The organism is Microbacterium sp. NPDC058062 (assembly GCF_042885375.1).
In the GTDB taxonomy this organism is placed as follows: domain Bacteria; phylum Actinomycetota; class Actinomycetes; order Actinomycetales; family Microbacteriaceae; genus Microbacterium; species Microbacterium trichothecenolyticum_C.
Genome location: NZ_JBHVSC010000004.1, coordinates 183,021 through 207,885, shown reverse-complemented (window position 1 = coordinate 207,885; position 24,865 = coordinate 183,021). Strand labels below are relative to the sequence as shown.

General features: G+C 69.9%; 27 protein-coding genes and 1 tRNA gene. 17 read left to right on the top strand and 11 right to left on the bottom strand.

Annotated elements, in window-relative coordinates; all coding sequences use genetic code 11:
- Positions 1–44 precede the first annotated feature (44 nt).
- From ACFVSU_RS14330 to ACFVSU_RS14285, 10 genes are all read left to right on the top strand, one after another.
- Entirely contained in the window at positions 45–1,433 is a 1,389-nt protein-coding gene (locus ACFVSU_RS14330) for an AAA family ATPase (RefSeq protein ID WP_387144081.1), read from the top strand.
- A gap of 90 nt (positions 1,434–1,523) precedes the next feature.
- Positions 1,524–3,566, top strand: coding sequence for a VWA domain-containing protein (locus ACFVSU_RS14325; protein WP_387144078.1), 2,043 nt, complete (start codon positions 1,524–1,526; stop codon positions 3,564–3,566).
- A gap of 9 nt (positions 3,567–3,575) precedes the next feature.
- Positions 3,576–3,902, top strand: a complete 327-nt coding sequence (locus ACFVSU_RS14320) for a putative quinol monooxygenase (protein WP_387144075.1) — start codon at positions 3,576–3,578, stop codon at positions 3,900–3,902.
- Between the two features lie 282 nt (positions 3,903–4,184).
- Positions 4,185–4,757, top strand: coding sequence for an alternate-type signal peptide domain-containing protein (locus tag ACFVSU_RS14315; protein ID WP_387144072.1), 573 nt, complete (start codon positions 4,185–4,187; stop codon positions 4,755–4,757).
- 74 nt (positions 4,758–4,831) lie between these two features.
- Positions 4,832–5,422: a hypothetical protein gene (locus tag ACFVSU_RS14310; RefSeq protein ID WP_387144069.1), complete on the top strand. Its 591-nt coding sequence runs from the start codon at positions 4,832–4,834 to the stop codon at positions 5,420–5,422.
- Entirely contained in the window at positions 5,419–6,336 is a 918-nt protein-coding gene (locus tag ACFVSU_RS14305) for a hypothetical protein (protein ID WP_387144067.1), read from the top strand. Before ACFVSU_RS14310 ends, ACFVSU_RS14305 begins: the two co-directional genes overlap by 4 nt.
- Positions 6,333–7,019 carry a signal peptidase I gene (locus tag ACFVSU_RS14300; protein WP_387144064.1) on the top strand — a complete coding sequence of 229 codons (687 nt, stop codon included), beginning with the start codon at positions 6,333–6,335 and terminating at the stop codon, positions 7,017–7,019. The genes ACFVSU_RS14305 and ACFVSU_RS14300 overlap by 4 nt, the downstream gene beginning before the upstream one ends.
- A 391-nt stretch (positions 7,020–7,410) precedes the next feature.
- Positions 7,411–7,575, top strand: coding sequence for a hypothetical protein (locus tag ACFVSU_RS14295; protein WP_387144061.1), 165 nt, complete (start codon positions 7,411–7,413; stop codon positions 7,573–7,575).
- An 81-nt stretch (positions 7,576–7,656) separates the two neighbouring features.
- Complete coding sequence (locus tag ACFVSU_RS14290; protein WP_387144058.1) at positions 7,657–7,971, top strand: TraR/DksA family transcriptional regulator; 315 nt, start codon at positions 7,657–7,659, stop codon at positions 7,969–7,971.
- A gap of 362 nt (positions 7,972–8,333) precedes the next feature.
- Positions 8,334–9,230, top strand: a complete 897-nt coding sequence (locus ACFVSU_RS14285) for an alpha/beta hydrolase (RefSeq protein ID WP_387144055.1) — start codon at positions 8,334–8,336, stop codon at positions 9,228–9,230.
- A gap of 261 nt (positions 9,231–9,491) precedes the next feature.
- Here ACFVSU_RS14285 and ACFVSU_RS14280 read toward each other — a convergent pair whose 3' ends face one another.
- Positions 9,492–9,908 carry a hypothetical protein gene (locus ACFVSU_RS14280; protein ID WP_387144052.1) on the bottom strand — a complete coding sequence of 139 codons (417 nt, stop codon included), beginning with the start codon at positions 9,906–9,908 and terminating at the stop codon, positions 9,492–9,494.
- Positions 9,909–10,034: 126 nt separating this feature from the next.
- Positions 10,035–10,415, bottom strand: coding sequence for a nitroreductase family deazaflavin-dependent oxidoreductase (locus ACFVSU_RS14275; protein ID WP_387144049.1), 381 nt, complete (start codon positions 10,413–10,415; stop codon positions 10,035–10,037).
- A 504-nt stretch (positions 10,416–10,919) separates the two neighbouring features.
- Between ACFVSU_RS14275 and ACFVSU_RS14270 the strand changes: the two genes are divergently transcribed.
- Positions 10,920–11,207 (top strand): DUF1905 domain-containing protein, encoded by a 288-nt coding sequence (locus tag ACFVSU_RS14270; protein ID WP_387144046.1) that lies wholly within the window; start codon positions 10,920–10,922, stop codon positions 11,205–11,207.
- Positions 11,208–11,310: 103 nt separating this feature from the next.
- Here the strand turns inward: ACFVSU_RS14270 and ACFVSU_RS14265 are convergent, their stop codons facing one another.
- A complete protein-coding gene (locus ACFVSU_RS14265; protein ID WP_387144043.1) occupies positions 11,311–11,670 on the bottom strand; it encodes an MmcQ/YjbR family DNA-binding protein in 360 nt (119 codons plus the stop codon).
- Positions 11,671–11,866: 196 nt separating this feature from the next.
- Here ACFVSU_RS14265 and ACFVSU_RS14260 point away from each other — a divergent pair, with 196 nt between their 5' ends.
- Positions 11,867–12,268: a hypothetical protein gene (locus tag ACFVSU_RS14260; protein WP_387144040.1), complete on the top strand. Its 402-nt coding sequence runs from the start codon at positions 11,867–11,869 to the stop codon at positions 12,266–12,268.
- Positions 12,269–12,382: 114 nt separating this feature from the next.
- Here the strand turns inward: ACFVSU_RS14260 and ACFVSU_RS14255 are convergent, their stop codons facing one another.
- The 5 genes from ACFVSU_RS14255 to ACFVSU_RS14235 all read right to left on the bottom strand — a co-directional run bounded on the left by ACFVSU_RS14255 (position 12,383) and on the right by ACFVSU_RS14235 (position 14,451).
- On the bottom strand, positions 12,383–12,883 hold the full coding sequence (locus tag ACFVSU_RS14255) for a GNAT family N-acetyltransferase (RefSeq protein WP_387144037.1): 501 nt from the start codon (positions 12,881–12,883) through the stop codon (positions 12,383–12,385).
- A gap of 46 nt (positions 12,884–12,929) precedes the next feature.
- Positions 12,930–13,223 (bottom strand): hypothetical protein, encoded by a 294-nt coding sequence (locus ACFVSU_RS14250; protein WP_387144034.1) that lies wholly within the window; start codon positions 13,221–13,223, stop codon positions 12,930–12,932.
- A gap of 104 nt (positions 13,224–13,327) precedes the next feature.
- Positions 13,328–13,400: transfer RNA gene (locus ACFVSU_RS14245), tRNA-Met, on the bottom strand.
- 116 nt (positions 13,401–13,516) lie between these two features.
- Positions 13,517–14,047 (bottom strand): hypothetical protein, encoded by a 531-nt coding sequence (locus ACFVSU_RS14240; RefSeq protein WP_387144031.1) that lies wholly within the window; start codon positions 14,045–14,047, stop codon positions 13,517–13,519.
- Positions 14,044–14,451, bottom strand: a complete 408-nt coding sequence (locus tag ACFVSU_RS14235; RefSeq protein WP_387144028.1) for a DUF4383 domain-containing protein — start codon at positions 14,449–14,451, stop codon at positions 14,044–14,046. The genes ACFVSU_RS14240 and ACFVSU_RS14235 overlap by 4 nt, the downstream gene beginning before the upstream one ends.
- Before the next feature lie 214 nt (positions 14,452–14,665).
- Here ACFVSU_RS14235 and ACFVSU_RS14230 point away from each other — a divergent pair, with 214 nt between their 5' ends.
- The 5 genes from ACFVSU_RS14230 (at position 14,666) to ACFVSU_RS14210 (ending at position 21,355) form a co-directional block, all read left to right on the top strand.
- On the top strand, positions 14,666–18,037 hold the full coding sequence (locus ACFVSU_RS14230) for a DEAD/DEAH box helicase (protein ID WP_387144025.1): 3,372 nt from the start codon (positions 14,666–14,668) through the stop codon (positions 18,035–18,037).
- 298 nt (positions 18,038–18,335) lie between these two features.
- Positions 18,336–18,914 carry an RNA polymerase sigma factor gene (locus ACFVSU_RS14225; protein ID WP_387145238.1) on the top strand — a complete coding sequence of 193 codons (579 nt, stop codon included), beginning with the start codon at positions 18,336–18,338 and terminating at the stop codon, positions 18,912–18,914.
- On the top strand, positions 18,901–19,644 hold the full coding sequence (locus ACFVSU_RS14220; RefSeq protein ID WP_387144022.1) for an anti-sigma factor: 744 nt from the start codon (positions 18,901–18,903) through the stop codon (positions 19,642–19,644). Before ACFVSU_RS14225 ends, ACFVSU_RS14220 begins: the two co-directional genes overlap by 14 nt.
- Positions 19,645–19,802: 158 nt before the next feature.
- A complete protein-coding gene (locus ACFVSU_RS14215) occupies positions 19,803–20,399 on the top strand; it encodes a fasciclin domain-containing protein (protein WP_387144019.1) in 597 nt (198 codons plus the stop codon).
- Between the two features lie 212 nt (positions 20,400–20,611).
- Complete coding sequence (locus tag ACFVSU_RS14210) at positions 20,612–21,355, top strand: IclR family transcriptional regulator (protein ID WP_387144016.1); 744 nt, start codon at positions 20,612–20,614, stop codon at positions 21,353–21,355.
- A 12-nt stretch (positions 21,356–21,367) separates the two neighbouring features.
- Here the strand turns inward: ACFVSU_RS14210 and ACFVSU_RS14205 are convergent, their stop codons facing one another.
- The 3 genes from ACFVSU_RS14205 to ACFVSU_RS14195 are packed head-to-tail and all read right to left on the bottom strand — an operon-like array spanning position 21,368 to position 24,848.
- Positions 21,368–22,120, bottom strand: a complete 753-nt coding sequence (locus tag ACFVSU_RS14205; RefSeq protein WP_387144013.1) for an IclR family transcriptional regulator — start codon at positions 22,118–22,120, stop codon at positions 21,368–21,370.
- Between the two features lie 35 nt (positions 22,121–22,155).
- Positions 22,156–23,301, bottom strand: a complete 1,146-nt coding sequence (gene alr / locus ACFVSU_RS14200; protein WP_387144010.1) for an alanine racemase — start codon at positions 23,299–23,301, stop codon at positions 22,156–22,158.
- Positions 23,302–23,324: 23 nt separating this feature from the next.
- Positions 23,325–24,848, bottom strand: a complete 1,524-nt coding sequence (locus tag ACFVSU_RS14195) for an amino acid permease (protein ID WP_387144007.1) — start codon at positions 24,846–24,848, stop codon at positions 23,325–23,327.
- Positions 24,849–24,865 lie beyond the last annotated feature (17 nt).

The following is a 24,865-nucleotide window of genomic DNA, read 5'->3' as shown; positions in this document are numbered from 1 at the left end:
CCGATCCGGCCCCGACCCCCGCGCACCAGGCGTAGCGTGCGGACATGACGCCTTCACCCGCGATCACCACCGTCGGCGAGCTCCGCGCATCGGGCCACACCTATCGCCCGGTCCGCATCGAGATGCGGGAGAACCTCCTGAAGGCCCTCGCGAACGGCGACGATCCGTGGCCGGGCATCCACGGCTTCGACACCACCGTCATCCCGCAGCTCGAGCGTGCCATCCTCGCCGGCCACGACATCGTCCTCCTGGGCGAACGCGGTCAGGGCAAGACCCGGCTCCTCCGCAGCCTCAACGGGCTGCTCGACGAGTACAGCCCCGTCATCGAGGGGTCGGAACTCGGTGAGCATCCGTTCCACCCGATCGCCCCGGCATCCATCCGCCGCGCGAACGAACTCAAAGACGAGCTCCCGGTGAAATGGCGCCACCGCCGTGAGCGGTACGCCGAGAAGCTCGCCACGCCCGACACGTCGGTGGCCGATCTCATCGGAGACGTCGACCCGATCAAGGTCGCCGAGGGGCGCTCGCTCGGCGACCCCGAGACGATCCACTACGGGCTCGTGCCGCGCAGCAACGGGGGCATCGTCGCGATCAACGAGCTGCCCGACCTCGCCGAGCGCATCCAGGTGTCGCTGCTGAACGTCATGGAGGAGCGCGACATCCAGATCCGCGGATACGTGCTGCGCCTCGACCTCGACGTGCTCGTCGTCGCCACGGCCAACCCCGAGGACTACACCAACCGCGGCCGCATCATCACCCCGCTGCAGGACCGCTTCGGCGCCGAGATCCGCACGCACTACCCCCAGACGATCGACGAGGAGATCGCCGTCATCCGCCAGGAGGCCGACCTCGTCGCCGAGGTGCCGGCGCACCTTCTCGAGATCCTCGCGCGCTTCACGCGGAACCTTCGGGAATCGGATGCTGTGGACCAGCGCTCGGGCGTCTCCGCCAGGTTCGCGATCGCCGGCGCCGAGACGATCGCCGCCGCGGCCCTGCACCGCGCGACGCGCCAGCACGAGGAGGTCGCGGTGGCACGCCCGGTCGACCTCGAGACCGCGGTCGATGTGCTCGGCGGCAAGATCGAGTTCGAGACGGGGGAGGAGGGTCGCGAGCGGGCGATCCTCGAGCACCTTCTGCGGACCGCGGTCGCGGACACGGCGCGGGCGCATCTGCGCGGTGTGGATTCGCGTGCGCTGGCTGACGCCCTGCACACCGGCGCGACAGTGATGACGGGCGAGCAGGTGCCCGCGGCCGAGGTGCTGTCGGCGATGCCGGTGCTCGGCGAGTCGGACCTGTACGACCAGGTGGCCGCGCGGCTGGAGGCGGTGACGCCCGGTGAGCGGGCTGGTGCCCTGGAGCTCCTCCTCGAGTCCCTGTACCTCGAGAAGAAGATCGGCAAAGACAGTGCAGGCGGTGAGACCGTCTATGGCTAGGTACTCGGCGTCATCCCCCCGCTCGTTGAGCGAGCGCAGCGAGTCGAAACGCCCCGAACGCGGTCGCGACCGAGATCCGAGGCATCCGTAATGCCCCGCTCCTTCCACCGCGTCCCCGCGCACACCTCCCGCTACGGTCGCTACGCCGGCGGTGACCCGCTCGCGCCGCCCGTCCCGATCCAGTCGGCGCTCGAGGCGATCGGCCGAGAGGTCATGGAAGGAACCTCCGCCGAGCGCGCGATGCGCGAGTACCTGCGCCGTGGCGACCAGAACCGCCTCGGCCTCGACGAGCTCGCCCGGCGCGTCCGTGAACGTCGAGCCCAGCTCACGCAGCGCCACCGCCTCGACGGCACGCTCGAAGAGGTCCGGAGACTGCTCGACCACGCCGTCCTCGAAGAGCGAAAGCACCTCGTCCGCGACGTCAATCTCGACGACGACACCCGGGCCTTTTCCGAGATGCGGCTCGAGAACCTCCCCACCAGCACCGCCGCGGCCGTCAACGACCTCGCCGACTACGACTGGCAGAGCCCCACCGCGCGGGCTGACTACGACCGCATCCGCGAGCTGCTCGGCCGGGAGCTCTTGGATCAGCGCTTCGCCGGCATGAAGAACGCACTCGAGAACGCGACGGATGCTGACCGCCAGGCGATCCGCGACATGCTCAACGATCTGAACGACCTGCTCGAGAAGCGCCGGCTCGGCGAGGACACGCAGGAGGACTTCGACGAGTTCATGCAGCAGCACGGGGATCAGTTCCCCGAGAATCCGCAGAACCTCGACGAGCTGCTCGACACGCTCGCCGAGCGTTCCGCGGCAGCGCAGCGGATGCTCAACTCCATGACCCCCGAGCAGCGTGACGAGCTGCTGAGTCTCGCCGAGCAGGCGTTCGGCTCGCCGGACCTCATGCAGTCGCTGTCGCGTCTCGACGACAACCTGCGGTCGCTTCGGCCCGGCGAGGACTGGTCGGGGTCGGCATCCTTCTCCGGTGATCAGCCGACGGGTCTCGGCGAGGCGACCGGCATCATGCAGGACCTCTCCGACCTCGATTCGCTGACCGATCAGCTGGGCCAGATGTATCCGGGCGCGCGCATGGACGACATCGATCTCGACGCGCTCGAACGGCTCATGGGCGAGGACGCCGCCGTCAGTGCGCGGACGCTGCGCGAGCTCGAGCAGGAGCTGAGGGACACCGGGATGCTGCAGCGCGCGTCCGACGGACAGCTCAGGCTGACCCCGCGGGCGATGCGCCAGCTGGGGCGCGCGTTGCTGCGCGACATCGCGACGCGGCAGTCCGGTCGCTCGGGGCGTCGCGAGACCCGCAACGTGGGTGCCGCCGGTGACCGCACCGGCTCGACGCGCGAGTGGGCGTTCGGCGACACCGAGCCGTGGGACATCCCGCGCACGGTGTCGAACGCGGTGCTGCGGACCGTGCTCGATGGGGGAGAGGTGTCGGCGGGCGTGCGGCTCGACACGCGGGATGTCGAGGTGGTCGAGACCGAGGAGCGCACGCAGGCGGCGGTCGCGCTGCTCGTGGACACATCGTTCTCGATGGCGATGGACGGCCGTTGGGTGCCGATGAAGCGCACGGCGCTCGCGCTGCACCACCTCATCTCGACGCGGTTCCGGGGCGACAAGCTGCAGCTGATCGCGTTCGCGCGTCACGCCGAAGTGATCGACATCGAGCAGCTCACCGCGAAGGACGCCGTGTGGGACAAGGGCACGAACCTGCAGCACGCGCTGCTGCTCGCGCAACGGCATTTCCGCAAGAACCCGACCGCGCAGCCGGTGCTGCTGATCGTGACCGACGGCGAGCCGACGTCGCACCTGCGCCCGGACGGGAGCGTGTTCTTCGCCTACCCGCCGGACTCGCGCACGGTGGCGGTCACGGTGCGCGAGCTCGACAACGTGCAGCGGATGGGCGCGCAGACGACGTTCTTCCGGCTGGGGGAGGACCCCGGGTTGGCCCGGTTCATCGACGCGCTGGCGCGGCGCGCGGGCGGGCATGTCGTTGCACCGGAGTTGGACGACCTCGGACGTGCGGTGGTCGACAGCTACCTCGGCGCACGGCACACGGGGCGCGGGACCCCGGAGGACTTCGGCGACATGCTCCACGGCAGATCGTGGTGGTGGTGAGGGGCCGACATGTCGGAGAGTGCGCAGGCCGCGGTGGTCGTGACGGTGTTCACACCGCGCCCGGACGCGAAGGACGAACTCATCGAGGCGCTGCGCGCGTACCTTCCTGAGGTGCATCGCGAGGAGGGCTGCCTTCTGTACGCCATCCACGACGCCGAGGACGCGACGATCGTGCTGATCGAGAAGTGGGCGTCGCGAGCGGACCTCGACCGCCACGACGAGAGCCCGGCGCTCGCCGAGCTGGACCGCACGGTCGCTCCGTTCCTCTCCGCGCCGACGAGGTGGACGACGATGACGCCGCTCCTGGCCGAGCTGGGACCCGCCGCCGCGCTCTGAGTGTTCGTCGGTGCCGTCACCGAGCTAGCACGCCGACCCCCATCGCCCTCTGGGGCGCGGGACTTTTGCGCTGATCTTGCGCTTCTTGCGGAAGCGCTCCTGGGTTCGAAAGATCCTTCGCGCGATCTTGCGGTACAGCTCACGCTTGCTCGGCGGGACGTTGCGGTGCGCGCCGAAGACTGGGGTCGTGCTCGAGGAGCGATCGGAAATCTCACCGACTGCCCACCCGCACCTCTCGCTCCTCACCAGACAAGTGGGCGCCGCCCGCGAAAGGACACTCCCATGAAGAAGATCGTCAAGGCCTCCATCGCCACCACCGCCGGTGTCGTCCTCCTGCTCGGCGGCGCGGGCACCTTCGCCACCTGGAACTCGTCGGCCACGGCGCAGGGCGCCTCGATCATGGCGGGCAACCTGGTCGTCGAGGCCTCGCAGGACGCGGGCACCTGGAGCGCCAACGGCTCGCCCATCTCCATCGACGACTACCGCGTCGTCCCCGGCGACGTCCTCACCTACACGAAGACCATGAGCGTCGGCGCCGAGGGCGACAGCCTGAGCGCGACGCTCGCCCTGACCGACTCGTCGATCGCTCCCGCCGACGTGACGAAGCCCGCTGACGTGGCTCTCGCGAGCTACCTCACCGACTCGGCCGTCCTCACCGCATCGGGCGCCGGCATCACCGGCACCGGCCCGACCTTCACCGTCACCCCGGCCGGTGACGTCGTCAGCCAGGACGTCACCGTCACGGTCACCATCGCCTTCCCGTACGGTGACGTCGCCGGCGGCAACAACGCCGCGATGAACGGTGCGGTCACGCTCGACGAGCTGACCGTCAGCCTCACGCAGAACACCAAGTAAGCCCCGGGGGCCCGTCTCCAACCGAGAGGCGGGTCTCCGGTTCCACGTCCGTTCACCCCCGAGAAGGAGCCGCGATGAGCCGCCGCACCCGCCGCCACGCCGCACGGCGCGACGCCCGCCGTGCGGCGGCTCCCCGCCGCCTGCTGCTCGGCGCGCTGGGCGCGGCGGGCGCGATCGTCCTCGGCGTGCTCGCCGGCGGCGGCACATTCGCCCTCTGGACCGTCGCCGCGCCGGCCGCCTCCGCCGTGACGCTGCAGGCGGGGTCCGCGGGTCTCACCTCCACGCCGCTCCCGCTCTCGGCAGCGAACCTCTATCCCGGCCGCACCGTGTACGCCGCAACCACTGTGAGCAACACCGGCACGACGCCGCTCGCTCTCACGATCGACCCGGTCACGAGCACCGCAGCGACCCCGTTCGCCACGGCGGTCGCCGTCACCGTGGGCAAGACCGCCTCGGCCGCGGACTGCACCGCCGGCCGCGTCCCCGCCACCGTCACGACCACCGTCGGCGCTGCGGGCTCCGACCTGCAGCTCACCCTCGCGCCCGGGGCCTCGCAGCTCTTCTGCGTGGGCGTCGGGCTGCCGCAGAACGCGCCGGCCGCCGCGGCCGGGGCCGCAGCATCCGTCCTCACGATCACCATCTCGGGAACGCAGGTGCGCCGATGACCCGCCGTCGCCTGCTCGGCCCGATCGCCGCGCTCGTCACTCTTGCGGTGCTCGGCAGCGCCGGCGGCGCGACCGCCGCGTGGATCGCGAGCACGTCGGTGGCAGCATCCGTCTCGTCCGCAGCCCTCGCCACCACGGCGCAGCTGACGAGCGGCCTCGACGCGAACCACCGTTCCGGCACGGCCGCGCCGGCCACCGCGGGCCAGCTGACGATCGCCAACACCGGCGGCGCTCCGCTGTCGTACACGCTCGCCACGCAGCTCGCCGCCGACAGCAGCAGCGCGCTCGCCGCGAAGATCACGCTCCGCTTGTGGTCGGGCAGCGCGTGCGGCACGACCGCGCCGAGCGGCGCCGTGAGCACGACCCTCGCCGACACCGCTCCCGCTCTGCCGACCGCGGCACGCGCCCTCGCGCCGGGCGCATCCGTGGTGGTGTGCGTGTCGACCCAGATCAACGGGCAGACGGATGCCTCCTTCTCTGGGCAGTCCGTCACCGCGGCGTTCCGGGTGACCGGCGCGGTCGGAACGAACTGGACCACGCCTGCGACCACCGCCGCGTTCACCCAGTCCGTCTCGGGACTCGGCCCGGCCGGCGCTCCGACCTGCACGCAGGCGCCGCCGCACGGCGTGCAGCTGAGCTGGACGGCCCCCACGAACCGTGCGGCCGGCGCGACACTGCAGTATCGCGTGGTCGACAAGTCCAACACCGTCGTCAAAGAGGTCTCCAGCAGCGCCGCAACGGTCTCCGTGACCCTGGGTGGAACGGACATCCGCGCAGACGGCGTTCACGAGCTGCGCATCGTCGCCAGCGAGACGACCGGGTCGACGACCACCTCGTCCGACAGCGCAACCCTCACCGTGCGGCGGACCGCCGTCGGAAACTCCAACGTCAAGTACGAATGCGTGATCCCATGACCATCTCCACCACCGCGTCGACGTCCACCCTTCCGACGCTCCGCGCCGCCGAGTCGTCTCGCCGGGCCCTCCGCGCCGATGCCCGCCGCCGTGACGAGGGGCAGAGCCTGCTGCACTACCTCGCCGTTTCGATCAGCGCGTCCATCCTCGTTCTGCTGCTCGGGGTCGCGGTCGCCGTGGTCGGCCTGCCTGTCGTCGTCGGCGGCACCGCGATGACGGTGCTCACGCAGTCGATGGAGCCGGGCCTGCCGCCGGGAACGCTCGTGGTCATCCGCCCGACGCCGGTGGACGAGATCCGAGTCGGCGACGTCGTCACCTACCAGATCAGCTCGGGCGAAGCCGCCGTGGTGAGCCACCGCGTGGTGTCGAAGACGTATGCCGACGGCGAGCTGACGTTCATCACGAAGGGCGACAACAACGACACCGTCGATCCCGCGCCGGTGCGTCCTGTGCAGGTCCGAGGCACCCTCTGGTACAGCCTGCCGCTGCTCGGCTGGGTGAACAGCCTGCTGAACGGCGCGAACCGCACCATCGTCCTCGCGGTGGTCGCCGGCGGCCTCTTCCTCTACGCCGCGGTGTCGGTCGGTGGGGCCGTGCGGGATCGACGGAAGAAGACGGATGCTGCCGCCGCCGTTGCAGATCAGGCCGAGGCGCCGAGCGTGTCGCGGCGGCGGAGCCGGTAGGCGCGCTCTCGCCGCGGAGCGCGGCGACGGCACCTGTGCGAGCCCCGAGCGTCGGTCGTATCGGCCTGAGTTCGCGATGGTGCCGCGGGCTCCTCAGAGCGAGGAGCCCGCGCCGTTCGTCAACCGGACGCGCCCTTGCGTGGCTTGATGAACGATCGTGACTCCTGGCTCGCGCGCTTCTCGGCGCGTTTCTCCTTCGGTGACGACTGGGCGACCTTCTTCGTGTCGCGTGCTCGCGGTGATCGGCCTGACATGCGGACTCGCTTCCCCTGGTTGGCTGGCGGGTGAACCCACGACCATAGCCGTCTTCCTGGGAAAGTCAACTCGAGTCCGCTCGCGCAGAAAAAACCGCTGACTTGCCTTTTTCTGGAAGCGGGCTATGGTGATGGCCATGACCCCGATGGCCCACCCTCACCGCATGGAGCGTCTCGCCGACGCCTCCGTGGTGACGGCAGTGGCTGACATCGCGGGCGCCCGTCACGAGGTGCTGCCGCCCCGGCGGCGCGATGCGGATGGTCTGTCCGTGCAGCCCACCCGTCGCGTCGCGCCCCCGTGATGACCGATCCGAACGATCGGTCCAACTGGACAACCCGCGCGCCGCACCTGCGGCGCTTTTTTGTACCCCCGAGGAGCATCAATGCCCATCGAAACCACCGAACCCGTCCCGCTCGCCGGCGTGCAGCGCGAGCTCGAGCGGCAGCTCGACGAGCGGCTCGCCGTCCTCCAGGAGCTCGAGCCGTTCGCTCTGCCGAGCGTCGATCCCGTCGCCTACCAGTCGGCGGCGTCCCACCGGATCGCGATCGAGCAGATCACCGCGGCGCTCAATCGCATCAGCCAGGGCACGTACGGCCGTTGCACCCGGTGCGGAGGTCAGATCGCACCCGCACGGCTCGAGGTCCTCCCGTACGCGGCCGCCTGCATCGAATGTCAGAGCCATGCCGAAGCCGCGTAACCGCAAGCCCTTCGCCATCCCGTCCGTCCCGCCGGTCGCTGTCGCCGGGGACGCCGGCGCGGCGGCATCCTTCCCCGCCCGGGTTCTTGTTCGAGCAGGCGCACTCCTGCGTCCGCGCGGGGACCGTCTCGTTGTGCATCGTCGACTCGTCGATCGTCCCTCCGAGACGCCGCGAGCCCAGGCGGTTGCTCCGGGCGCTGCGCACGACGGCCCCGCGAGCACCTTCCACGGCGCCACTGCGCGTTTCGTCGCTCTCGGCTGAACCCCTCCGGCCGCTGCGAACGAACAGCTGCGGTTCGGAAAGCGGTGGCGGGGATGACGGATGCCTCGTCCCCGGCGGCTCCCGTCACTAACCTTGCGGCGTGACCACACGCGACGACAGCGGCATCGAGGAGGTGCGTGCGCTCCTCGGTTCGAAGCCGCGGCCGGTGGGGTGGGCAGAACGCCGAGCGCGCATCGTCGAGGTCGGGTCGGCCTGGCCCGTCGCCGAGGACATCGCGTTCACGCCGACGAACGCCGGTGGCGTTCCCGCCGAATGGTCGCGAGCTCCCGGAGCTGACACCTCCCGCGCCCTGCTCTTCCTCCATGGCGGCGGGTACTGCTCCGGGTCGATCGCGAGCCACCGCACGATGGCGGCCGAGGCGGGCCGCGCGGCGAGTATCCGCACCCTCGCACTGGAGTACCGCCTCGCGCCGGAGCATCCGTTCCCCGCCTCGCTCGAGGACGCGCTCGCGGCGTGGGACTGGCTCATCGCCACGGGGATCGCGCCGAATCGGATCGTCGTGGGCGGCGACAGCGCCGGCGGAGGACTGAGCCTCGCGCTGTGGCAGGAGCTGCGCCGTGCCGGACGCGAGGGGCCGGCGTGCGTGTGGCTGGTGTCGCCGTGGACCGACCTGACGATGTCCGGCGCGTCCGTGGACGACAACGACGCCATCGATCCGCTGCTGCACCGGTCGTACCTGGAAGAGCTCGCCGCGGCATATGTGCCGCCCGGCCTGACGCGCGATGACCCGCGGGTCTCACCGCTGTTCGCCGACCTGACAGGCCTGCCGCCGACGCTCGTCCAGGTCGGAGCCGACGAGACGCTGCTCGACGACTCCCTGCGCCTGGTGCGAGCCGCCGCTCGCGCCGAGGCGGATGTGCGCCTGCACGTGCTGCCGCACATGATCCACGCCTTCCCGCTGTGGAACGCCGTGCTCCCCGCGGCGCGCGCCGCACTCGCCGAGTTCGGCGACTTCGCCCGTCGGCACCTCGGCTGAGTTCCGGACGGGTGGCACGAGCGTGCCCGGCGTTCCATCATGGTGACGTAGGCGCGGCTGGGAGCGCTCAGACCCTCCGCGGCTTCGCCCTGCATCCGGCAAGGGCTGTCGAAGGTCGCCCGCAGGCCTGTCGGCACACCTTCGATGGCGGAGGGAGCCAGTGATGAACAGAACCGGATGCCGCGTGCCCGGCGCCGTTGTGATCGCGGCGTCGGTCCTCGCGCTGTCGGGATGCTCGATGATGATCCTCGCCGACTGATGCTAGCCCTCGAGTAGCGCGGCGAGCGCGGCCAGGTCGTGCTCCAGGCTGTGCTGAACCTCGTCGGACATTCTCGTTGCCAGTTGCGCTTCGGCTGGCCCGTCGAGCCATGCACACAGTGTGACCTCGGTGCCGTCGAGCCCTTCGACGGCCTCGTGGTGCACGGTCAACTCCGCCCCATCGAGCTCGGTGGTGTCGGCATAGACAAAGCCCGGCCCCACCGTCGTGATGCGGAACGGCGCCTCTTGGCCACCGACCGCCTTCAGGACTCCGCGGGCGCCCACGCCGAAGGGTTCTGACAGCTTGAAGTACTCCATGCTCGCCGCCCACTCAGGGTGCGTTTCGATCGCGCACCAGCGCTCGAAGAACAGCGAGGCCGAGGCACGAGACGTGCGGCGGGTTCGGGCGATCTCGATCACGAACCGACGCTAGCGCCGATCCCCGACAGTGAGGCGGCTGAGCGCTTTGGCCGCTCTGATCCGGTCGTCGGTGTCGGTAGACCGTGGCTCAGCGTCGCTGGGGATGCTGGGGCAGATGACATGCGGTCAAGTGGCCGGCGCGGCAGCGGGAGTCAGCACGATGAGCGGACTGTGCGCGATCATCTCGTCGACATCGTCTCGGCGCCATCGGCGTGCGGCGGCCTCGATGAGCGGCCGAGCTTCGTGGGGATCGGTGATGACCCGCGCCGTGGCAGGAACGTCGGCCTCGATGCCCTTCTTCAAATGCACGATGACGTTGGGGTCTGCGGTGATGTTGTGTATCCAGTCCCGTGTGCGGTCTCGACGCGGCATCCCGGTGATGAACAGCACGCCGTCCTCATCGTGCAGGAAGATCTCGATGCGGCGAGGTAACCCGCTACGGCGACCGGTCGTCGTCAAGTCGATGAGCTGACTTCGGTGCAGGGCTGTGCTGACGTCGTTGTTCACACCTGTTCAAGCAATCTCGCTGCTGCACCCATTCCCCACGATCGGTGGGACATTCCGGGCGCAACATTGATGGCCGGGGACCCCTTCGCGACCTACGCGACCGGACCAGCATCTACAGGCGAGATCCGAGTGGGCGACGCAAGGGAACGGCCCTCTCACCCCACATTGAGAGGGCCGCCGCCGACGTCGGGTCGTCGGCTATCCCCCCTTGCGAAGGAGGAGCCTGTGAAAGCAAGGACCCGTCGATTCGACGGCCTCGCCTACCGGATCCCCTCCCCACCGTCACGATGACTCGCCCGCCCGGCGTACGAGTAACCCCTTGACGCAGGGCATCCTCAAGCACTAACGAGCTCGTCAGCCGGATGTCGAGGATGCCGGCCGGAGTTGCGCATCGGACTTCAAGTTGGACCGGGTCCTCTCGCGGCTCGAACATGATCGTCCACTCGGGCTCGTCCAGCGAGCGCGGCGGGGTAACCTTGGGCCAGTTTCGGGAAGGGGGCGACGGTGCCCAGCAGCATCGGGCCGCTCGACATCACCTTCACCGCCACTCTCGGTCGAGTGCGGGAAGGCGACACGTGGATATGCGTGCAGTTGCCAGACTCGGCCACGATCTTCGGCACCCGTGGACTCGTCAAGGTGTCGGGAACCGCCGACGGTCACCCGTTTGACGGAGCGTTCATGGCCCTGGGAGACGGAACCCACAAGCTCCCCATCTCCGCCGCGATCCGCCGCGCGATCGACAAGAACGAAGGCGACGAAGTCACCATCCACCTCACCCACCGAGGCAGCTAGACCGACCGGAAGGCGGTTTTGGACCGTGCAGGTCCGCGTACCGAATCAGGGGCATCAGCCCGCTGACCTGAATCAACGAGTCACACGAGTTCCACTCCGTGCCTCAGCCCGGGCCGTTTGGATGGATCAGGTCGTACGCGTGAGAAACCCTTTTGGGGACGACCATGCGCCAGGCGTCCACGACGAGCTCGCGAGCCTCGGTCGGGTCGAGCGAGGCCAGATCCGCCTCGACCCAGTTGAAGCGCATGTCTGATTCCGACGGCATCTGGAACTTGCGGGGGTTGCCGCCGACAAGCGCCGCCCGCTCCTCCTTCGGGAAGGCGAAACCCATCACCGTCTCATCGAGGGAGAAGGCCACGTAGACCAGCTGCCCCACGCGAAACTTCAATCGCCCCCGCACGTGCACCTGGTACGAGCGCTCCAATTCGCCGCCCAGCGCCCGAACATCCTCGACGACAGCCACCTCAGACCCCGTCCGCTCCTCACCAGACAACATGCGGTTCGCACGCTGTCGAGGACGACATCTTGCTGTCGATGCTCGTCATGCGCAACGTGACACGACGACATGCGAGATCGGCCGCCGCGTCCTTCGCCTCGGCGACCGATCGCCGGTCCGCCGGCGCGCAGGTCTGCTCGCACGTGGTGAGTAGGCTGACCGCGTGGCTGCCCCTGCAACTGTGAAGCCCGATCGCGGCTCGCCCGGCACGCGAGGAGCCTTCTGGATCCCGGCGTCGCTTGGCGTCATCGCTTCGGTCCTCGCGTGGGTCTGGTACGGATTCGCTCAATACGAGGCGCAGACGGAACAGCCCAAGGCGCTATCCGCCGGCACGACCATGGCGGGATTCGCGGAGGCCATCGGGGGCGTGCCGCTCGTCCTTGCCCACCTGATCGGCCTCATCCTGCTCCTGGTACTGGGATGGTGGAGTTATGGCAAGCGCGGCATCGCCTTGGCGATCGTCGCGGTGATTGTGGCTTCCGGGGTGGGGATCATCGTCGCGCAGTTCCTCTGGGGTGGGGAGTTGTTCCAACTCGGGATCGACAACAACACCTACATTCCGTAGCAGGAGATCGCGGGGCTGCCGCCGGATGTCGCGTCGCGCGGCTGTACGGCCCGATGCCGGTCGCTGAGCGTTCGCGGCGAGGGTTCGAGCTGGTACCTGGTGCTGAGAGCGGGTTCATGGAGACGGCGGCTTCTCCATGCAGACGAGGCGCGGGCGTTCGTCCCACGTCGGCACAGCCACGAACCCTCGGCTGAGGTAGAGCCCGATCGCCTCCTCTCGCCAATCCCAGACAGTCAGCCGTACCGGGAGAGTGTTCACGCCGCCGCATGCCGCATCGAGTAGCGCTGATCCGACGCGGTTCCCGCGAGCGCGGGGATCGACCCAGAGCCGCTTGACCTCGAGGCCATCTTGCGACTGCTGCACGACAACTACACCAACGCTCGAGCCGGCGAGCTCCGCGAGAGCCACCCGCGCGTTCTCGTATGCTCGCGCGGGGTCTTCCACCTCCTCGACATAGCGTCGGGGCAGGTGCGAACCAGAGAAGCCCGTGGCGAACCGTTGTGCCTTCTCATGCTCGGTCTGCAGAAGGTACTCCTTCACGAGACGACCGACCACCATTGCGTCAACGCCGGCCAGATCTGCATCCCGAACATGTACCTTCGGCCCGGTCTCCACCGCCCCATCCTCCCACTGCCCTGGGGCCGCCCCCCGGGTGGGTCCCTCAGTGCTCGCGAAGGTCGCGAGATCTTCGGCCAACAACCCGACCGGCGAGAAAGGCGAGCGCGACCATCCCCACCGCGAAGATGACCCATCCCGCGACAGCAATGCGCGAAAGGATGACTGCGGACCCGCCAGGGGAAAAGGTTGCGGCGGCCAGAGGCTGGTAGGCGAACCAACCGAAGGAGGCGACCCCCATCGGTGTGAACATTCCGATCACGATCGTGATGGCACCTGCGACGGCGACCAGCGCCGCACCTCCCCAGAGGAGCACCGCTTGACTACTTCTACGCGCCACTCCTCGACACTAACCGCGGGTGGAGCGGAAACCGACGGCAGCCGCGACGCTGAGGGGCGGGCGATCCCAGTGGCTTTCAACGGCATGCGGTTCTCCCGGATTAGACGCGACGGCGGGAGTCGAACCCGCAACGCTCCCGGGTATGAACCGGTGCCCGGGACCGCCCGGATCGCCGCGATGACCCCACGCTAGACGCCGCGTGCATGGATCGCCTGCGAGTGTCGGAGCGTGTCGGGCGATGACGAGATGTGACGCGACCCGAGCACTTCGGCAACTCGCGGCGGAGGCATCCCTCAGTGCCCGTCGTGGGTGACGATGGGGAGCACGGTGCCGTCGGCGTCCAGGAGCGCGGCGCCCTGGCAGACGCCGAGCGCGGGTACGACGACGAGAGTGACCAGCGCGGCCGCCCCGACCAAACCCCACAGGCCCGACCGCGGGGACGGATGCCGTGTGCCGTGCACGATCCCGCAGGCGACGGCGACTCCCAGCGCCAGCAGCAGTGCCACCGCGAGGATGCTCGCTCGTCCCGGCGCGGTCGCGAGCAACGCCACCGCAGCCCCCATCCCGACGAACAGGGCGGCGACGGCGACCCGCGGGGTCGGCGTGCGGTTGAGGTAGAGACTCGTCGCGCCCCACGCCAGGGCGCCCAGTCCCACAGCAACCGACAGCGCCCCGAGCGCCCGCGAGAGCGTGTCTGCCTGCACCGCGACGATCGCCGCGGCGCCGAGTCCGACCGCGACGAGTCCGAAGCCCCACGCGCCGACCGGCACCCACGACGGGGCGCGGCTGACGCGCCCCGTCGTGGACCCCCAAAGCGTGGTCACGCCGTCGCGACCCGCGGGGACCGCTCGGCGGCCAGGCCCACGCCGAGCAGCACGATGGCACTGGCGAGGTGCAGGAAGTGGTCGGGCGCGTTCAGCGCGAGGATGTTGGCCGGCGTGCCGACGAGGAAGAAGCCGACGACACCCAGCAGCAGGTACGCGGCGCCGACCGTGATGTTCGTGATCTTGGCGGGGCGCGCACCGGCGATGCCGGAGATCAGCAGCGCGGCTCCGATGAGCAGGTGCGCGACGTTGTGCAGCGGGTTGACCTCGAAGATGCCCAGGAGCAGCCCGCCCTCGGTCGCGATGAAGCTGATGGGACCGGTGACGAAGAACCCCAGAAGGCCGACGAGCAGATAGACGGCGCCGAAGACCGTGGCGACGATGCGATTCGGTGACGAGCCCATGAGAGACCTCTCTTTCCCAGCGGCGATCTGCCGTGCTGTGAGGGTTGTTCGGGGCGGGCGGGGAAACGGATGGGATGCCGCGGGGCGGAGTTGCTCGTCGGTTCGGGGCGTTTCGTCTCGCTCGTTCCTCGCTCGCTCAACGACCGGGGGTCGAGCGAGGCGGGCCGGAGAAGAGAAGGGGCTTGTCGGCCCGTCCGGGTACGCTGGCCCGGACATGGGGGAGAGCGTGAAGCTGGCGGGGGAGCCTCGACGGCTGTCGAACTACGGCGAGGGCACCGACCTGCTCGTGGCGCTCACCGAAGCCATCGCCGGCGCCCGCGAGCGCGTGTGGGTCAAGGTGCCGTGGTGGGATGCCTCGCCCGTCGCGCGCCGCCTCCTGGACGCGCTGCTCGCCGCCCACCAAAGGGGTGCCGACGTCAAGGTGCTGTTGCGACCCGAGGCCTCGAACGACGCGGTCATCCGCGAACTTCGCAGCGCCGAGATCGCCCTCATCCCGGTGCGGTACATCCACGAGAAGGAAGTCCTCGCCGACGGCGTCGCGATCACGCACTCCATGAACTTCACGGCCGCCGAGATCGGCCGCAACCAGAACTCCGGGTTCCTCCACACCGACCCTGCGATGGTCGAGGCCGTCGAGCTCGGCTTCACCTCGCTCATCGACAATGCGAACGCGGCCGCACACGGCGACGAGGCGTGGACCGCAGCATCCACTCTCATCCCACCCGCGCTGCAGAAGTACCTCGACAGGTTCGACCGGCTCAACCCGCTGCAGTCGAAGGCGGTGCCGGCGGTGCTGTCGACGAGCGGGCACGTGATGGTCGTCGCGCCGACGAGCTCGGGCAAGACGCTGATCGGCGAGGTCGCGGCGCTGCGGTCCATCGTGTCGGACGGCAAGCCGGCGGTGTGGCTGCTGCCCGCCCGCGCGCTCGCCGCGGAGGTCGCCGAGATCGCTCGGCGGTGGAACGCGCACGGCATCCGCACCATCGAGCTGACCGGCGAGACGAACATGTCGAGCGACGCGGTGCGGCAGGCGCAGCTGTGGGTGGCGACCACCGAGAAGTTCGAGGCGCTGTACCGGCGCGCGTCGCTGAAGGACGTCATCGGACGGATCGGATGCCTCATCATCGACGAAGTCCACCTCGTGGGCGACCCGACTCGAGGTGCCACGCTCGAGTCGCTCATCGCACGGCTGCGCGTCGCCGAGGGGCGCACGCGGATCGTCGCGCTGTCGGCGACCGTGTCGAACGCGGAGGAACTGGCGGCGTGGTTCCACGCCGACCTCGTGCGCTCGGCCTGGCGGCCGACGGTGCTGACGACGCAGCTCGTTCCGTACGACGCGCCGACCCAGGGCAAGCGCGAGCAGTACGAGTCCGCGAAGGACGAGATGGTCGTGCCGCTGCTGCGGAGCCTGGTCGGTGACCTCGACACGGCCGGAGACAAGTCACCGGGATCCAGCGCGGTCGTGTTCTGCGGCAGCAAGGCGGCCGTGCTACGCACCGCAGCGCGCGCGGCCGGGGTGCCCCATTTCGGCGTCGAGCTCGACGCGCTCGTGGAGGCGTGCTTTCGCCGGGATGTCGGCATCCACTTCCGTGATGCGCCCCGCGCGAATCGGGCGCTGGAGGCGTTCCGATCACGGCAGCTGCGCGTGCTCGTCGCCACGTCGGGGCTGTCGACGGGCGTGAACACGCCCGCGAAGTTCGTGATCATCCGTGACCTCGAACTCGGGATGACGCCGCTCGAGGTGAGCCAGGCCCAGCAGATGTTCGGGCGGGCCGGGCGCGCGGGGCAGGAGCCCGAAGGCTTCGGATTCATGCTGGTGCCGCGCACCGAAGAGGGCGGGTGGAAGCTCAAGCTCAGCGATGGATACGCGGCGAACAGTCGCATCACCGCAGCGTTGGGCGACGCGGTTCTCGCGGAGCTGCTGCTCGGGTCGGTGGTCGATCGCGAGACCGCGCGGACGTGGTTCGCGCAGACGCTCGCGTTCGCGCAGAACCGGTCGGCGGTCGACCTCGACGCGGTGGTCGACGAGCTGCTGCAGCGCGGGTTCGCGACCGAGGTCGACGGGCGGTTCGCTCCGACGGAGATCGGCGTGCTGACCTCGCGGCTCATGATCGACACGAACTCCGCAGGTTTGCTGCTGGTGGCGCTGAAGTCGCTGCCGGTTCCGGCGACGGCCGACGAAGCTGAGGAGTTGGTGCTGCAGACGGTCGCGACCGCCGTCGCGTCGCTGCGCGAGCGGCCCGTCAACGAGCGCACGTACACCGACTACGTCGACGAGCTGCTGCGAGGCTGGTCGCCGCGGGTCGTCGCCCGCGCCGGCGAGTGGTTCGGCGCGCGCGTCTGCATGGCGGCCGCACAGCTCGTGCTGCGCGCGCCCGCCCGCACCCGCGAGAATCCGCCGGTGGGCGTGTCGATGGCCGAGCTCCGGCGCGCGGCGGAGGACATGCCTCGCTACCTCGCATGGGTCGCAGCGCTCGGCTACGCCGACGCCTCCACCTGGGCACCCGCCGTCGCCGGCGACCTCGCCCGGCGGCTGACGTGGTGGCACCTTTCGCCGCACCCGGAACGCGGGTCGGGTCGGCTGCTCTGGATGCTGGAACGGATGCTGCAGCCCCAGCACCACCGCGAGCACCTGCCTCCGCTCTGGCGACGGGCGCGGGCGGCGGGGTTCGCATCGCCCGACGGGATCAACGCGCGGCCGCGCGGGGTGGACGTGTCGGCGGAGGGGTTCGCGGAGATCGTGGGGGCGCGGGCGGACTTCGAAGTTGCACCGCTGGTGGATCTCGAGCTGACGTATCGCACGCCGAACACGCAGGCGAGGGTCACGGCGCTGAGCAACACTGGCGCGGCGCGGGCGGTGGCGACATCGCGACCGGCGGCCGGGCCGATCGACCTGGTGCTGCCGGCGCGGTCGGCGGGGAAGGTCGCGGCGGACGTGTTCCTCTACACGCGCGACGGGGACTTCGGGTACGCGAATGTCGTGGGGGAGGTTCCCGAGGGAGTCGGGTCGGGCACGCCGGTCGAGGAGGCTGCGCGGCTGCTGGGCGACTTGCCCGAAGTTCATTCGGTGCTGAGCCACGCGCGCGGGGTGCGGCGATTGTTTCAGGGCGAGCGGAAACGGCTGCTCGGCAGCATCCGTCCGCTCATCGCCGCTGACCCTCGGCTCTGGCCGATCGCGGTCGCGTTGTCGGAGCAGCACCATGAGCCCGACGCGGCGGTGGTCGCTCTGCGGACCAACCTGAGGGCGCTGCTGCGGCGCTCGGACCGCACCGACCTCCGGTCGCCGCACGCGGTGCTGCGCTCGCGCGAGGCGTCGGAGGCGGAGGTGCAGGTGACCCTCGCGGCGCTGCTCGCTTCGCTGCAGCTGGAGGTCGGCGTCGCGACGGCCGACGGGCACCCGCTCGCGGTGGTTCAGGTGGGGGAGCGATGGGCGCTCGCCGGGCCGTTGCACGCGCAGCCGGGGCGGATCGAGCCGCTGATCCCGGCGGTGCTCCCGCGGCAGATCGAGACGGTGGCGACGCCTGTGGCTTCGGCGGCGATGGTGGCCGAGCCGCGGTGCGGGTGGATGGCGGAGTTCGTGCTGTGACGCCGGGTTGCTCGTAGGTTCGGGGCGTTTCGTCTCGCTCGTTCCTCGCTCGCTCAACGAGCGGGGGGCAGGGCTTGACCACCGGTCGTTGAGCGAAAGGGCGCTCTGGCGCCCGAAGTCGAAACGCGTGGGGGTTGCGGTCTGCGCCCGGGGCCGGGGCGTCCCGACCCGCTCGCTCAGCGACCGGAAGGGGGTGCATCCGAAGTCGCCGTTCGACAGGAATCACTCTTGAGAGGCGCCCTGCCGTACGCGCCACCACACGGCTAGCGTGGTCGCGACCCAGTCGTGTGCGCAGGCGATGGAGCCGGAGCAGCAGAGGGAACACGTGGACGACGAGGAAGAGCGCGAGCTGTGCGGCCGCTTCGCCGCCGGTGACGAGCGCGCCCTCGAGCAGATCTACCGGCGCTGGTCGCCCATCGTGTTCACCCTTGCGCTGCGGGTTCTCGGCGACAGGGGTGATGCCGAAGACGTGACGCAGAAGACCTTCGTCTCGGCCTGGACCTCACGCGCGTCGTACGACCCGGCCAAGGGGCGACTGTCGACGTGGCTCGTCACGATCACCCGCCGCCGCATCGCCGACACCCTCGACGCGCGCCGGCGCGTGCGCGAGCTGCACGAGAAGCTGCGGCGGTTCGCGATGAGCGACGAGCCCATGTCGTCCGAGATCGATCTCGGGGACCGGCTGCTGCTCGCCGACGAGATCGACCGCCTCGAGCCCGATGCGCAGCGCGTGGTGCGGCTGGCGTTCTACGACGACCTCACCCACCAGCAGATCGCCACGCGCCTCGACATGCCGCTGGGTACCGTGAAGAGCCACATCCGCCGAAGTCTCACCCGTCTGCGCGACCGATTGGAGGTGCCTCATGTCGCATCTTGATCCCGAGCGCCTCGCGCTGGTCGCCGTCGGAGAAGCGCTGACGGATGCTGAGCAGCAGCACCTCGCGACGTGCGACGCCTGCTCGCTCGAGCTGGCAGAGCTCGAGCACACGGTCGCGGTCGGCCGCTCCACCGTCACGCTGGGCGAGCTCGAAACGCCGCCGGAGCGGGTCTGGGACCGCATCCTCGATGAGGTCCGGTCGCAGCCGGAGGCCGCAGCATCCGGGATCCCCATCGATGTCCCGGTCGTCTCTTCACCGGCCGTCGCGGAGAACCAGCCGGATCAGCGCCGCACGCGTGGGCGGGGACGGATGCTGTTCGCCCTGGCCGCGAGCATCGCGGTGGTGCTGGCGATCGCCGGGGTGTGGACCTTCGTCCGCACGCAGCAGCCGGTGGAGATCGCGTCGGCGACCCTGGACGCCTTCCCGGATCACCCCGACGCGGTCGGGACGGCCGAGGTGATCGAGCTGTCGGACGGGGAGCGCACCCTCACGGTGAGCATCGACGATTTCGACGAGAGCGACGGGTTCCGCGAGGTCTGGCTGATCACCGCAGATGCGTCCGACCTCGTGAGCCTCGGCGAGCTGGACGGGAAGAAGGGGACGTTCGTCGTACCGGCCGACGTCGACCTGCGCGACTTCGTGCTCGTCGACGTCTCTCAGGAGCCGCGCGACGGCAACCCCGCCCACTCCGGCGACTCGATCGTGCGCGGGCAGCTCGAGTTCAGCTGACGCCGCGGGGTGGCCTCGTCCGCCCTCGGCCGACCAAGGGTCGAGAGTCGAGAACGAAGTCTCGGCCGCTGCATCCGTCCCCGCGACTTCGAGCGAATACCTCTACGGCACCCTCCGTTCGGACCGTGCCGGGCATCGCATCGAAGGAGATCGGAACCATGAAGAAGTCTCGCCTGGCCGTCGCGGCGGTCGCCGCCCTGGCGCTCGTCCTCACGGCCACCCCCGCGCAGGCCCACGGATGGGGTGGCGGAGCACCCTCCGGCACGATCGTCGACGTCGCGGTCGTCGCATCCGGCGGCGGCACTCCCGACGACAACCCGTGGGACTACGACATCCTCGTCCAGGCGGTCGTGGCAACCGGGCTCACCGGGGCGCTCGCCGACACGAGCCAGACCTACACGGTGTTCGCGCCGAACGACCGCGCGTTCCTGCGGCTCGTGACCGACCTCACCGGCACCGAGCCGGCGAGCGAGGCCGACGCGCTGGCGGCCATCACCTCGACCTTCACCGCCCAGCAGATCTCGAACATCCTGCTGTACCACGTGGTCGCCGGCCAGAAGCTCGGGTTCGTGAAGGTCATCACGGCCGGCTCGCTCACCATGGCCAACGGCGGCGTCGTCGAGCCGCGCGGCGTCAAGCTCCGCGACGAGACGACGGCGCTCCGCGACCCCAAGCTCGTTCCCTGGGCGGTCAACATCCAGGCGACGAACGGCGTGATCCACACGATCGACCGCGTGCTGGTTCCCGCGTCGTAGCAACGGCTCGACCGTGGTGGGCCTCCGTCGTGCCGGAAGCCCACCACGGTCATCTCGGCGTCACCCGCCGGTTCGAGGCATCCGTCTCGTTCCTTCTCGCTCGCTCGACGATCGCGGAGCGGGGTCGGCGCGGACAGCAGCGCCCCGGATATCCTCTCCTTGTGTCGCTTCGTGAGGATTCCGTTCCCGAGCGGACGAGCATGGGCCGAGGGATGGACGTGCTCTCATGCGTGGCGCAGCTGTCGGCGTCGAGTGCGCACGGGGCGTCCGTCCAGGACATCGCCCGCGAGCTGCAGCGCGACCGCTCGCAGATCTCGCGCACACTCGCCGCGCTGGCAGCCGAGCGGCTCGTGACGCGGGGTCCGGACGGGCGCTACCGCCTGGCGTGGGGCTGGTATGCGACCGCGGAGCAGCTGGTCGACCGTCGTCTTCGCGGCGAAGGACTGACGATCCTCGACGCACTCTCCGCGGAGGTCGGAGAGGCCTGCTTCCTCGGCGTCCTCGAGGGTGACGCGACGGTCACGCTTGTCGAGAGCGTGCCGGCCGCCGCGCGCATGATCGGTTCCTGGATCGGCCGTGGGTACCCGGCGTTCTGCAGCGACGCCGGCCAAGCGGTGCTGTGGGATGCCTCGGACGACGAGATTCGCGGAGTCTTCAGCCGCACCGAGTTCCGAAGCGCCGGCCCGAACGCGGCCACGTCCGTCGACGAGTTCCTGTCGAGACTGACCGAGGCGCGCGCCAGGGGCTATGCGATCGTGGCGGAGGAGGCCGAGCCGGGACTGTACTCGGTGTCGGCGCCCGTCTGGGATTTCCGAGGCGAGGTCATTGCAGGACTGCAGATCGTGGGAGAGCGCCACCGGCTGGAGCCGAGGTCGGCGGCGCTGGGTGCGGCGTGCGTCGACGCGGCGCACCGGCTCTCGGTGGCGCTGGGCGCCACTGCCGCGCGGGTCAGCTGAGTCGGTTCCGCGTCACGGCTCCCGGACGAGTCGGGTCAGATGCGTGTGGGCGTCGTGGAGCGCTCCCTGCGCTTCCCGCACGCGACGCGCCGAAAGAGCCCCCGCGCTGATGCCGATGGATGCCACGATGCCCCGGTCGTCGCGGATCGGCAGGGCGTACTCCTGCACGCCCTCGACGTATTCCTCGCGCGCGTCCACCATTGCCAGATCGCGGTCCCGCTCGAGCAGCTGGTGGAGCTCGTCGACCGACCGCGCCGCACCGGGGCCGCCGACGCCGACGAACTGGACGCCGTCGAGCAGTGCCTGGAGCTCCGCATGGGTGTGGTCCCACAGGAGTGCCCTGCCCGGACCGGTGCACCAGATCGGCGTCACCATGCCGGGGCGAAGATAGTCCGCCGACACTCCGGGACCCTTCTCGGAGCGCAGCAGGATCGCACCCGGGCCCTCGGCCGCCATCAGCTGGGCCGAGACGCCCAGCCGGGAGGCGAGGACGCGCAGGTCCTCGCGGGCCGCGCGCAGCCAGGGGCGGCTCAAGGCCCCGGCGGCGCGGAAGTACTCGTCGCCGGCGCTGAAGACCGCGGTGTCGTCGCGGTCGAGGTAACCCAGGTCGCGCAGCTCCCGGGTCAGACGCGACACGCGGCTGCGTTCGATGCCCGTCGCCTCCGAAAGGCGGGACGCGTTGTGGCCGTGGCGTCCGGATCGCTCCTGCGCGATGGCCGCGTCGAGCAGCGCGATGCCCTGCAGCAGCGAGGAGGGGGCGCTCATGATGCGATGCTCTCTGGGCGGGTGTCTCGGTGGCGTCACGGAGTGGGAGTCGGCTCGTACACCGGCACGTTGACGACGACCCGCGCGTTCAGCCGGCCCCACGCGGTATACGCCGCGGCGGCGATGGTGCCGCTTGCCTGCTCGATGTCGGCCGCGTGGATCTGTGCCGATCCCTGCCGTCCGTAAAGTACCACTTCGTCTCCGGCGTCGGCCGAGGGCACGTGGGTGACGTCGACGATCAGACTGTTCATCGCGAGCCGGTCGACCACCGGCGCGAAGGTGCCGCGGACGAGCACGCTCGCCCGGCCGCCGAGCACCCGCGGATAGCCGTCTGCGTACCCCAGGGGCACGACCGCCAGTCGGCCGGCGCGGTCGAGCCGTCCGGCGCGGTCATACCCGATGGTGCTGCCGGCGGGGTACCGGTTGATCGCGGCGATGCGAGAGACGAGGCGCATGGCGGGACGCAGACCGGGCGCTGCCGCTGAGGTGTCGCCGTAGAGCGCGGCTCCGATCCGGACCATGTCCATGCGTGAGCCGGGGACGGTCAGCGCCGCGTAAGAAGTGGCGCAGTGCTTCTCGAGGAAGCCGCGGGGAGCCCCCAGGAGGCGCTCTGCCGCGCACGCTTGGTTTCGGAATGTGAGGGCGCCGGTGCGCACGTCGTCAGCGTCCTCGCACGGAAAGTGCGAGCAGATTCCGACGACCGTGAGCTCGGGACTGACCGCGATGCGTCGAAGGTGAAGCTGCGACTGCGGATCGTCCCAGTCCATTCCGTCTCGACTGAGTCCTGTGGAATTGAGGGAGAGGTGGACCCTGACGGGGCGCCCGAGCGAGCGGGCGGCCGCGCTCACGACACGTGCGTGATCGCCGCCGCCCACCCACTCCTCGATATCGAGCAGGCCACCCTCCTGGACCTCTTCGCGCAGCGCCGCGCGGAGCCGGATGATGCGTCCTGAGAAGCCCAGTCGGCGTGCCTCCGCCGCCTCCGCGTTGGAGGTGATTCCGATGACGTCGACGCCCGCCGCCGTCAGGATCGGAAGCACCGCCGTGATGCCGTGTCCATAGGCATCGGCTTTCACCACCCCGCACAGCCTCGTCGCGGTTCCGAACTCGCGACGTACGAGGTCGAGATTGTGGGCGATGGCACCGGCGTCGATCTCGACCCAGGCGGGCGTGGTGCTCATGGGCGCAGCATCCGTCATGCGTATCAGGCGCGGGGCTGGCGGACCGGCTCCTCGGCGACGGGGTCGTCCGCCTCGTCGACGGGGGCTTCCTCCGACACCGCGACCACCTGGCGCGCACCGCGGCGTCCGTAGCGCCACCAGAAGTACAGGTAGCAGAGGCCGACGAAGGGAACCCCGAAGTACAGCGCCGCCACCTGGTTCGGGTCGAATGCGATGGCCACCAACGAGATCAGCAGGAGCACGAAGGCGACGATGGGAAGCGCCGGGTAGAGCGGGGTGCGGTAGGGCAGCGCTGACACATCGCCGCCTTCGCGCACGAACCGGCGGCGGTGGAAGAACTGCGACGCCACGATCGACATCCACACGGCGACCACGGCGAATCCCGCGATCGACACCAGCACGAGGTAGACGGTCTGCGGCGCGATCACGCTCGAGATCAGCGAGACGAGGCCCAGCGCCAGGCTGACGGTGAGGGCGACGAGCGGGATGCCGCGGCGGGTCAGGCGCTGCAGGACCCGCGGCGCGTGGCCCTCCTCGGCGAGTGAGAAGAGCATACGGGCGCAGGAGAACAGGCCGCTGTTGCCGGCCGAGAGCAGCGCGGTGATGATGACGAAGTTCATGATGTCGGCGGCGTACGGGATGCCCACGTACTCGAAGACGTCCACGAACGGGCTGCTGGTGAGGCCTGCGTCCTCGTAGGGGAGGAGTGCGGCGATCACGGTGATCGATCCGACGAAGAGGATCAGCAGCCGGAAGACCGTCGAGCGGATCGCCTTGGGGATGTTCTTGCCGGGGTCCTTGGTCTCTCCGGCGGCGACGCCGATCAGCTCCGACCCGCTGAACGCGTAGAAGACGGCGAGGGCCGTGACGACGACGCCGGCGACGCCGTTCGGGAACAGGCCTTCCGGAGTGACGAAGTTGCTGAACAGCGGGGCAGCGGGGTGCTCGGTCGACAGCGGGGTGAAGCCGAAGATCGCCATGCCGCCGAACACGATGAGCGCGACGATGGCGACCACCTTGATCAGCGAGAACCAGAACTCCGTCTCACCGAAGACCCTCGCCGAGATGGCGTTGATCGTGAAGAGCCCCAGGGCGAAGATCAGGCACCACACCCAGACGTCGACGCCGGGGAACCAGCGCTGCATCAGGATGCCGGACGCCGTGAACTCCGAGCCGAGCGCGACGACCCAGCACAGCCAGTAGAGCCACGCGGTGGTGAAGCCCGTAGCCGGACCGATGGAGCGTGCCGCGTAGATGTGGAACGCGCCCGACACGGGATAGGCCAGCGCCAGCTCGCCGAGGCAGGCCATCACCAGCCAGACCACGAAGGCGCCGATGAGGTAGGCGATGATCGCGCCCAGCGGGCCGGCCTGGCTGATGGTGTAGCCGGAGCTCAGGAAGAGCCCGGACCCGATCACACCGCCCAAGGCGATCATGATCAGGTGGCGCGCGTCCATGGAGCGCTGCAGTCGTCGCAGCGGAACCTGGGTCGCGGTGGTGTGGGGGAGGGCGTTCGGAAGCGCACTCTCCTGGGGCAGCGGGCTCATGAGTTCTCGCATTCGAG

Excerpts from the sequence above, each read along its gene's own strand:
- ACFVSU_RS14215 (WP_387144019.1), top strand. The coding sequence starts at position 19,803 with ATGAAGAAGTCTCGCCTGGCCGTCGCGGCGGTCGCCGCCCTGGCGCTC.
- ACFVSU_RS14330 (WP_387144081.1), top strand. The coding sequence starts at position 45 with ATGACGCCTTCACCCGCGATCACCACCGTCGGCGAGCTCCGCGCATCG.
- ACFVSU_RS14230 (WP_387144025.1), top strand. The coding sequence starts at position 14,666 with ATGGGGGAGAGCGTGAAGCTGGCGGGGGAGCCTCGACGGCTGTCGAAC.
- ACFVSU_RS14235 (WP_387144028.1), bottom strand. The coding sequence starts at position 14,451 with ATGGGCTCGTCACCGAATCGCATCGTCGCCACGGTCTTCGGCGCCGTC.
- ACFVSU_RS14210 (WP_387144016.1), top strand. The coding sequence starts at position 20,612 with ATGGACGTGCTCTCATGCGTGGCGCAGCTGTCGGCGTCGAGTGCGCAC.
- ACFVSU_RS14320 (WP_387144075.1), top strand. The coding sequence starts at position 3,576 with ATGTCGGAGAGTGCGCAGGCCGCGGTGGTCGTGACGGTGTTCACACCG.
- ACFVSU_RS14295 (WP_387144061.1), top strand. The coding sequence starts at position 7,411 with ATGACCCCGATGGCCCACCCTCACCGCATGGAGCGTCTCGCCGACGCC.
- ACFVSU_RS14305 (WP_387144067.1), top strand. The coding sequence starts at position 5,419 with ATGACCCGCCGTCGCCTGCTCGGCCCGATCGCCGCGCTCGTCACTCTT.
- ACFVSU_RS14310 (WP_387144069.1), top strand. The coding sequence starts at position 4,832 with ATGAGCCGCCGCACCCGCCGCCACGCCGCACGGCGCGACGCCCGCCGT.
- ACFVSU_RS14220 (WP_387144022.1), top strand. The coding sequence starts at position 18,901 with ATGTCGCATCTTGATCCCGAGCGCCTCGCGCTGGTCGCCGTCGGAGAA.
- ACFVSU_RS14325 (WP_387144078.1), top strand. The coding sequence starts at position 1,524 with ATGCCCCGCTCCTTCCACCGCGTCCCCGCGCACACCTCCCGCTACGGT.
- ACFVSU_RS14195 (WP_387144007.1), bottom strand. The coding sequence starts at position 24,848 with ATGAGCCCGCTGCCCCAGGAGAGTGCGCTTCCGAACGCCCTCCCCCAC.
- ACFVSU_RS14315 (WP_387144072.1), top strand. The coding sequence starts at position 4,185 with ATGAAGAAGATCGTCAAGGCCTCCATCGCCACCACCGCCGGTGTCGTC.
- alr (WP_387144010.1), bottom strand. The coding sequence starts at position 23,301 with ATGAGCACCACGCCCGCCTGGGTCGAGATCGACGCCGGTGCCATCGCC.
- ACFVSU_RS14225 (WP_387145238.1), top strand. The coding sequence starts at position 18,336 with ATGGAGCCGGAGCAGCAGAGGGAACACGTGGACGACGAGGAAGAGCGC.
- ACFVSU_RS14205 (WP_387144013.1), bottom strand. The coding sequence starts at position 22,120 with ATGAGCGCCCCCTCCTCGCTGCTGCAGGGCATCGCGCTGCTCGACGCG.
- ACFVSU_RS14290 (WP_387144058.1), top strand. The coding sequence starts at position 7,657 with ATGCCCATCGAAACCACCGAACCCGTCCCGCTCGCCGGCGTGCAGCGC.
- ACFVSU_RS14300 (WP_387144064.1), top strand. The coding sequence starts at position 6,333 with ATGACCATCTCCACCACCGCGTCGACGTCCACCCTTCCGACGCTCCGC.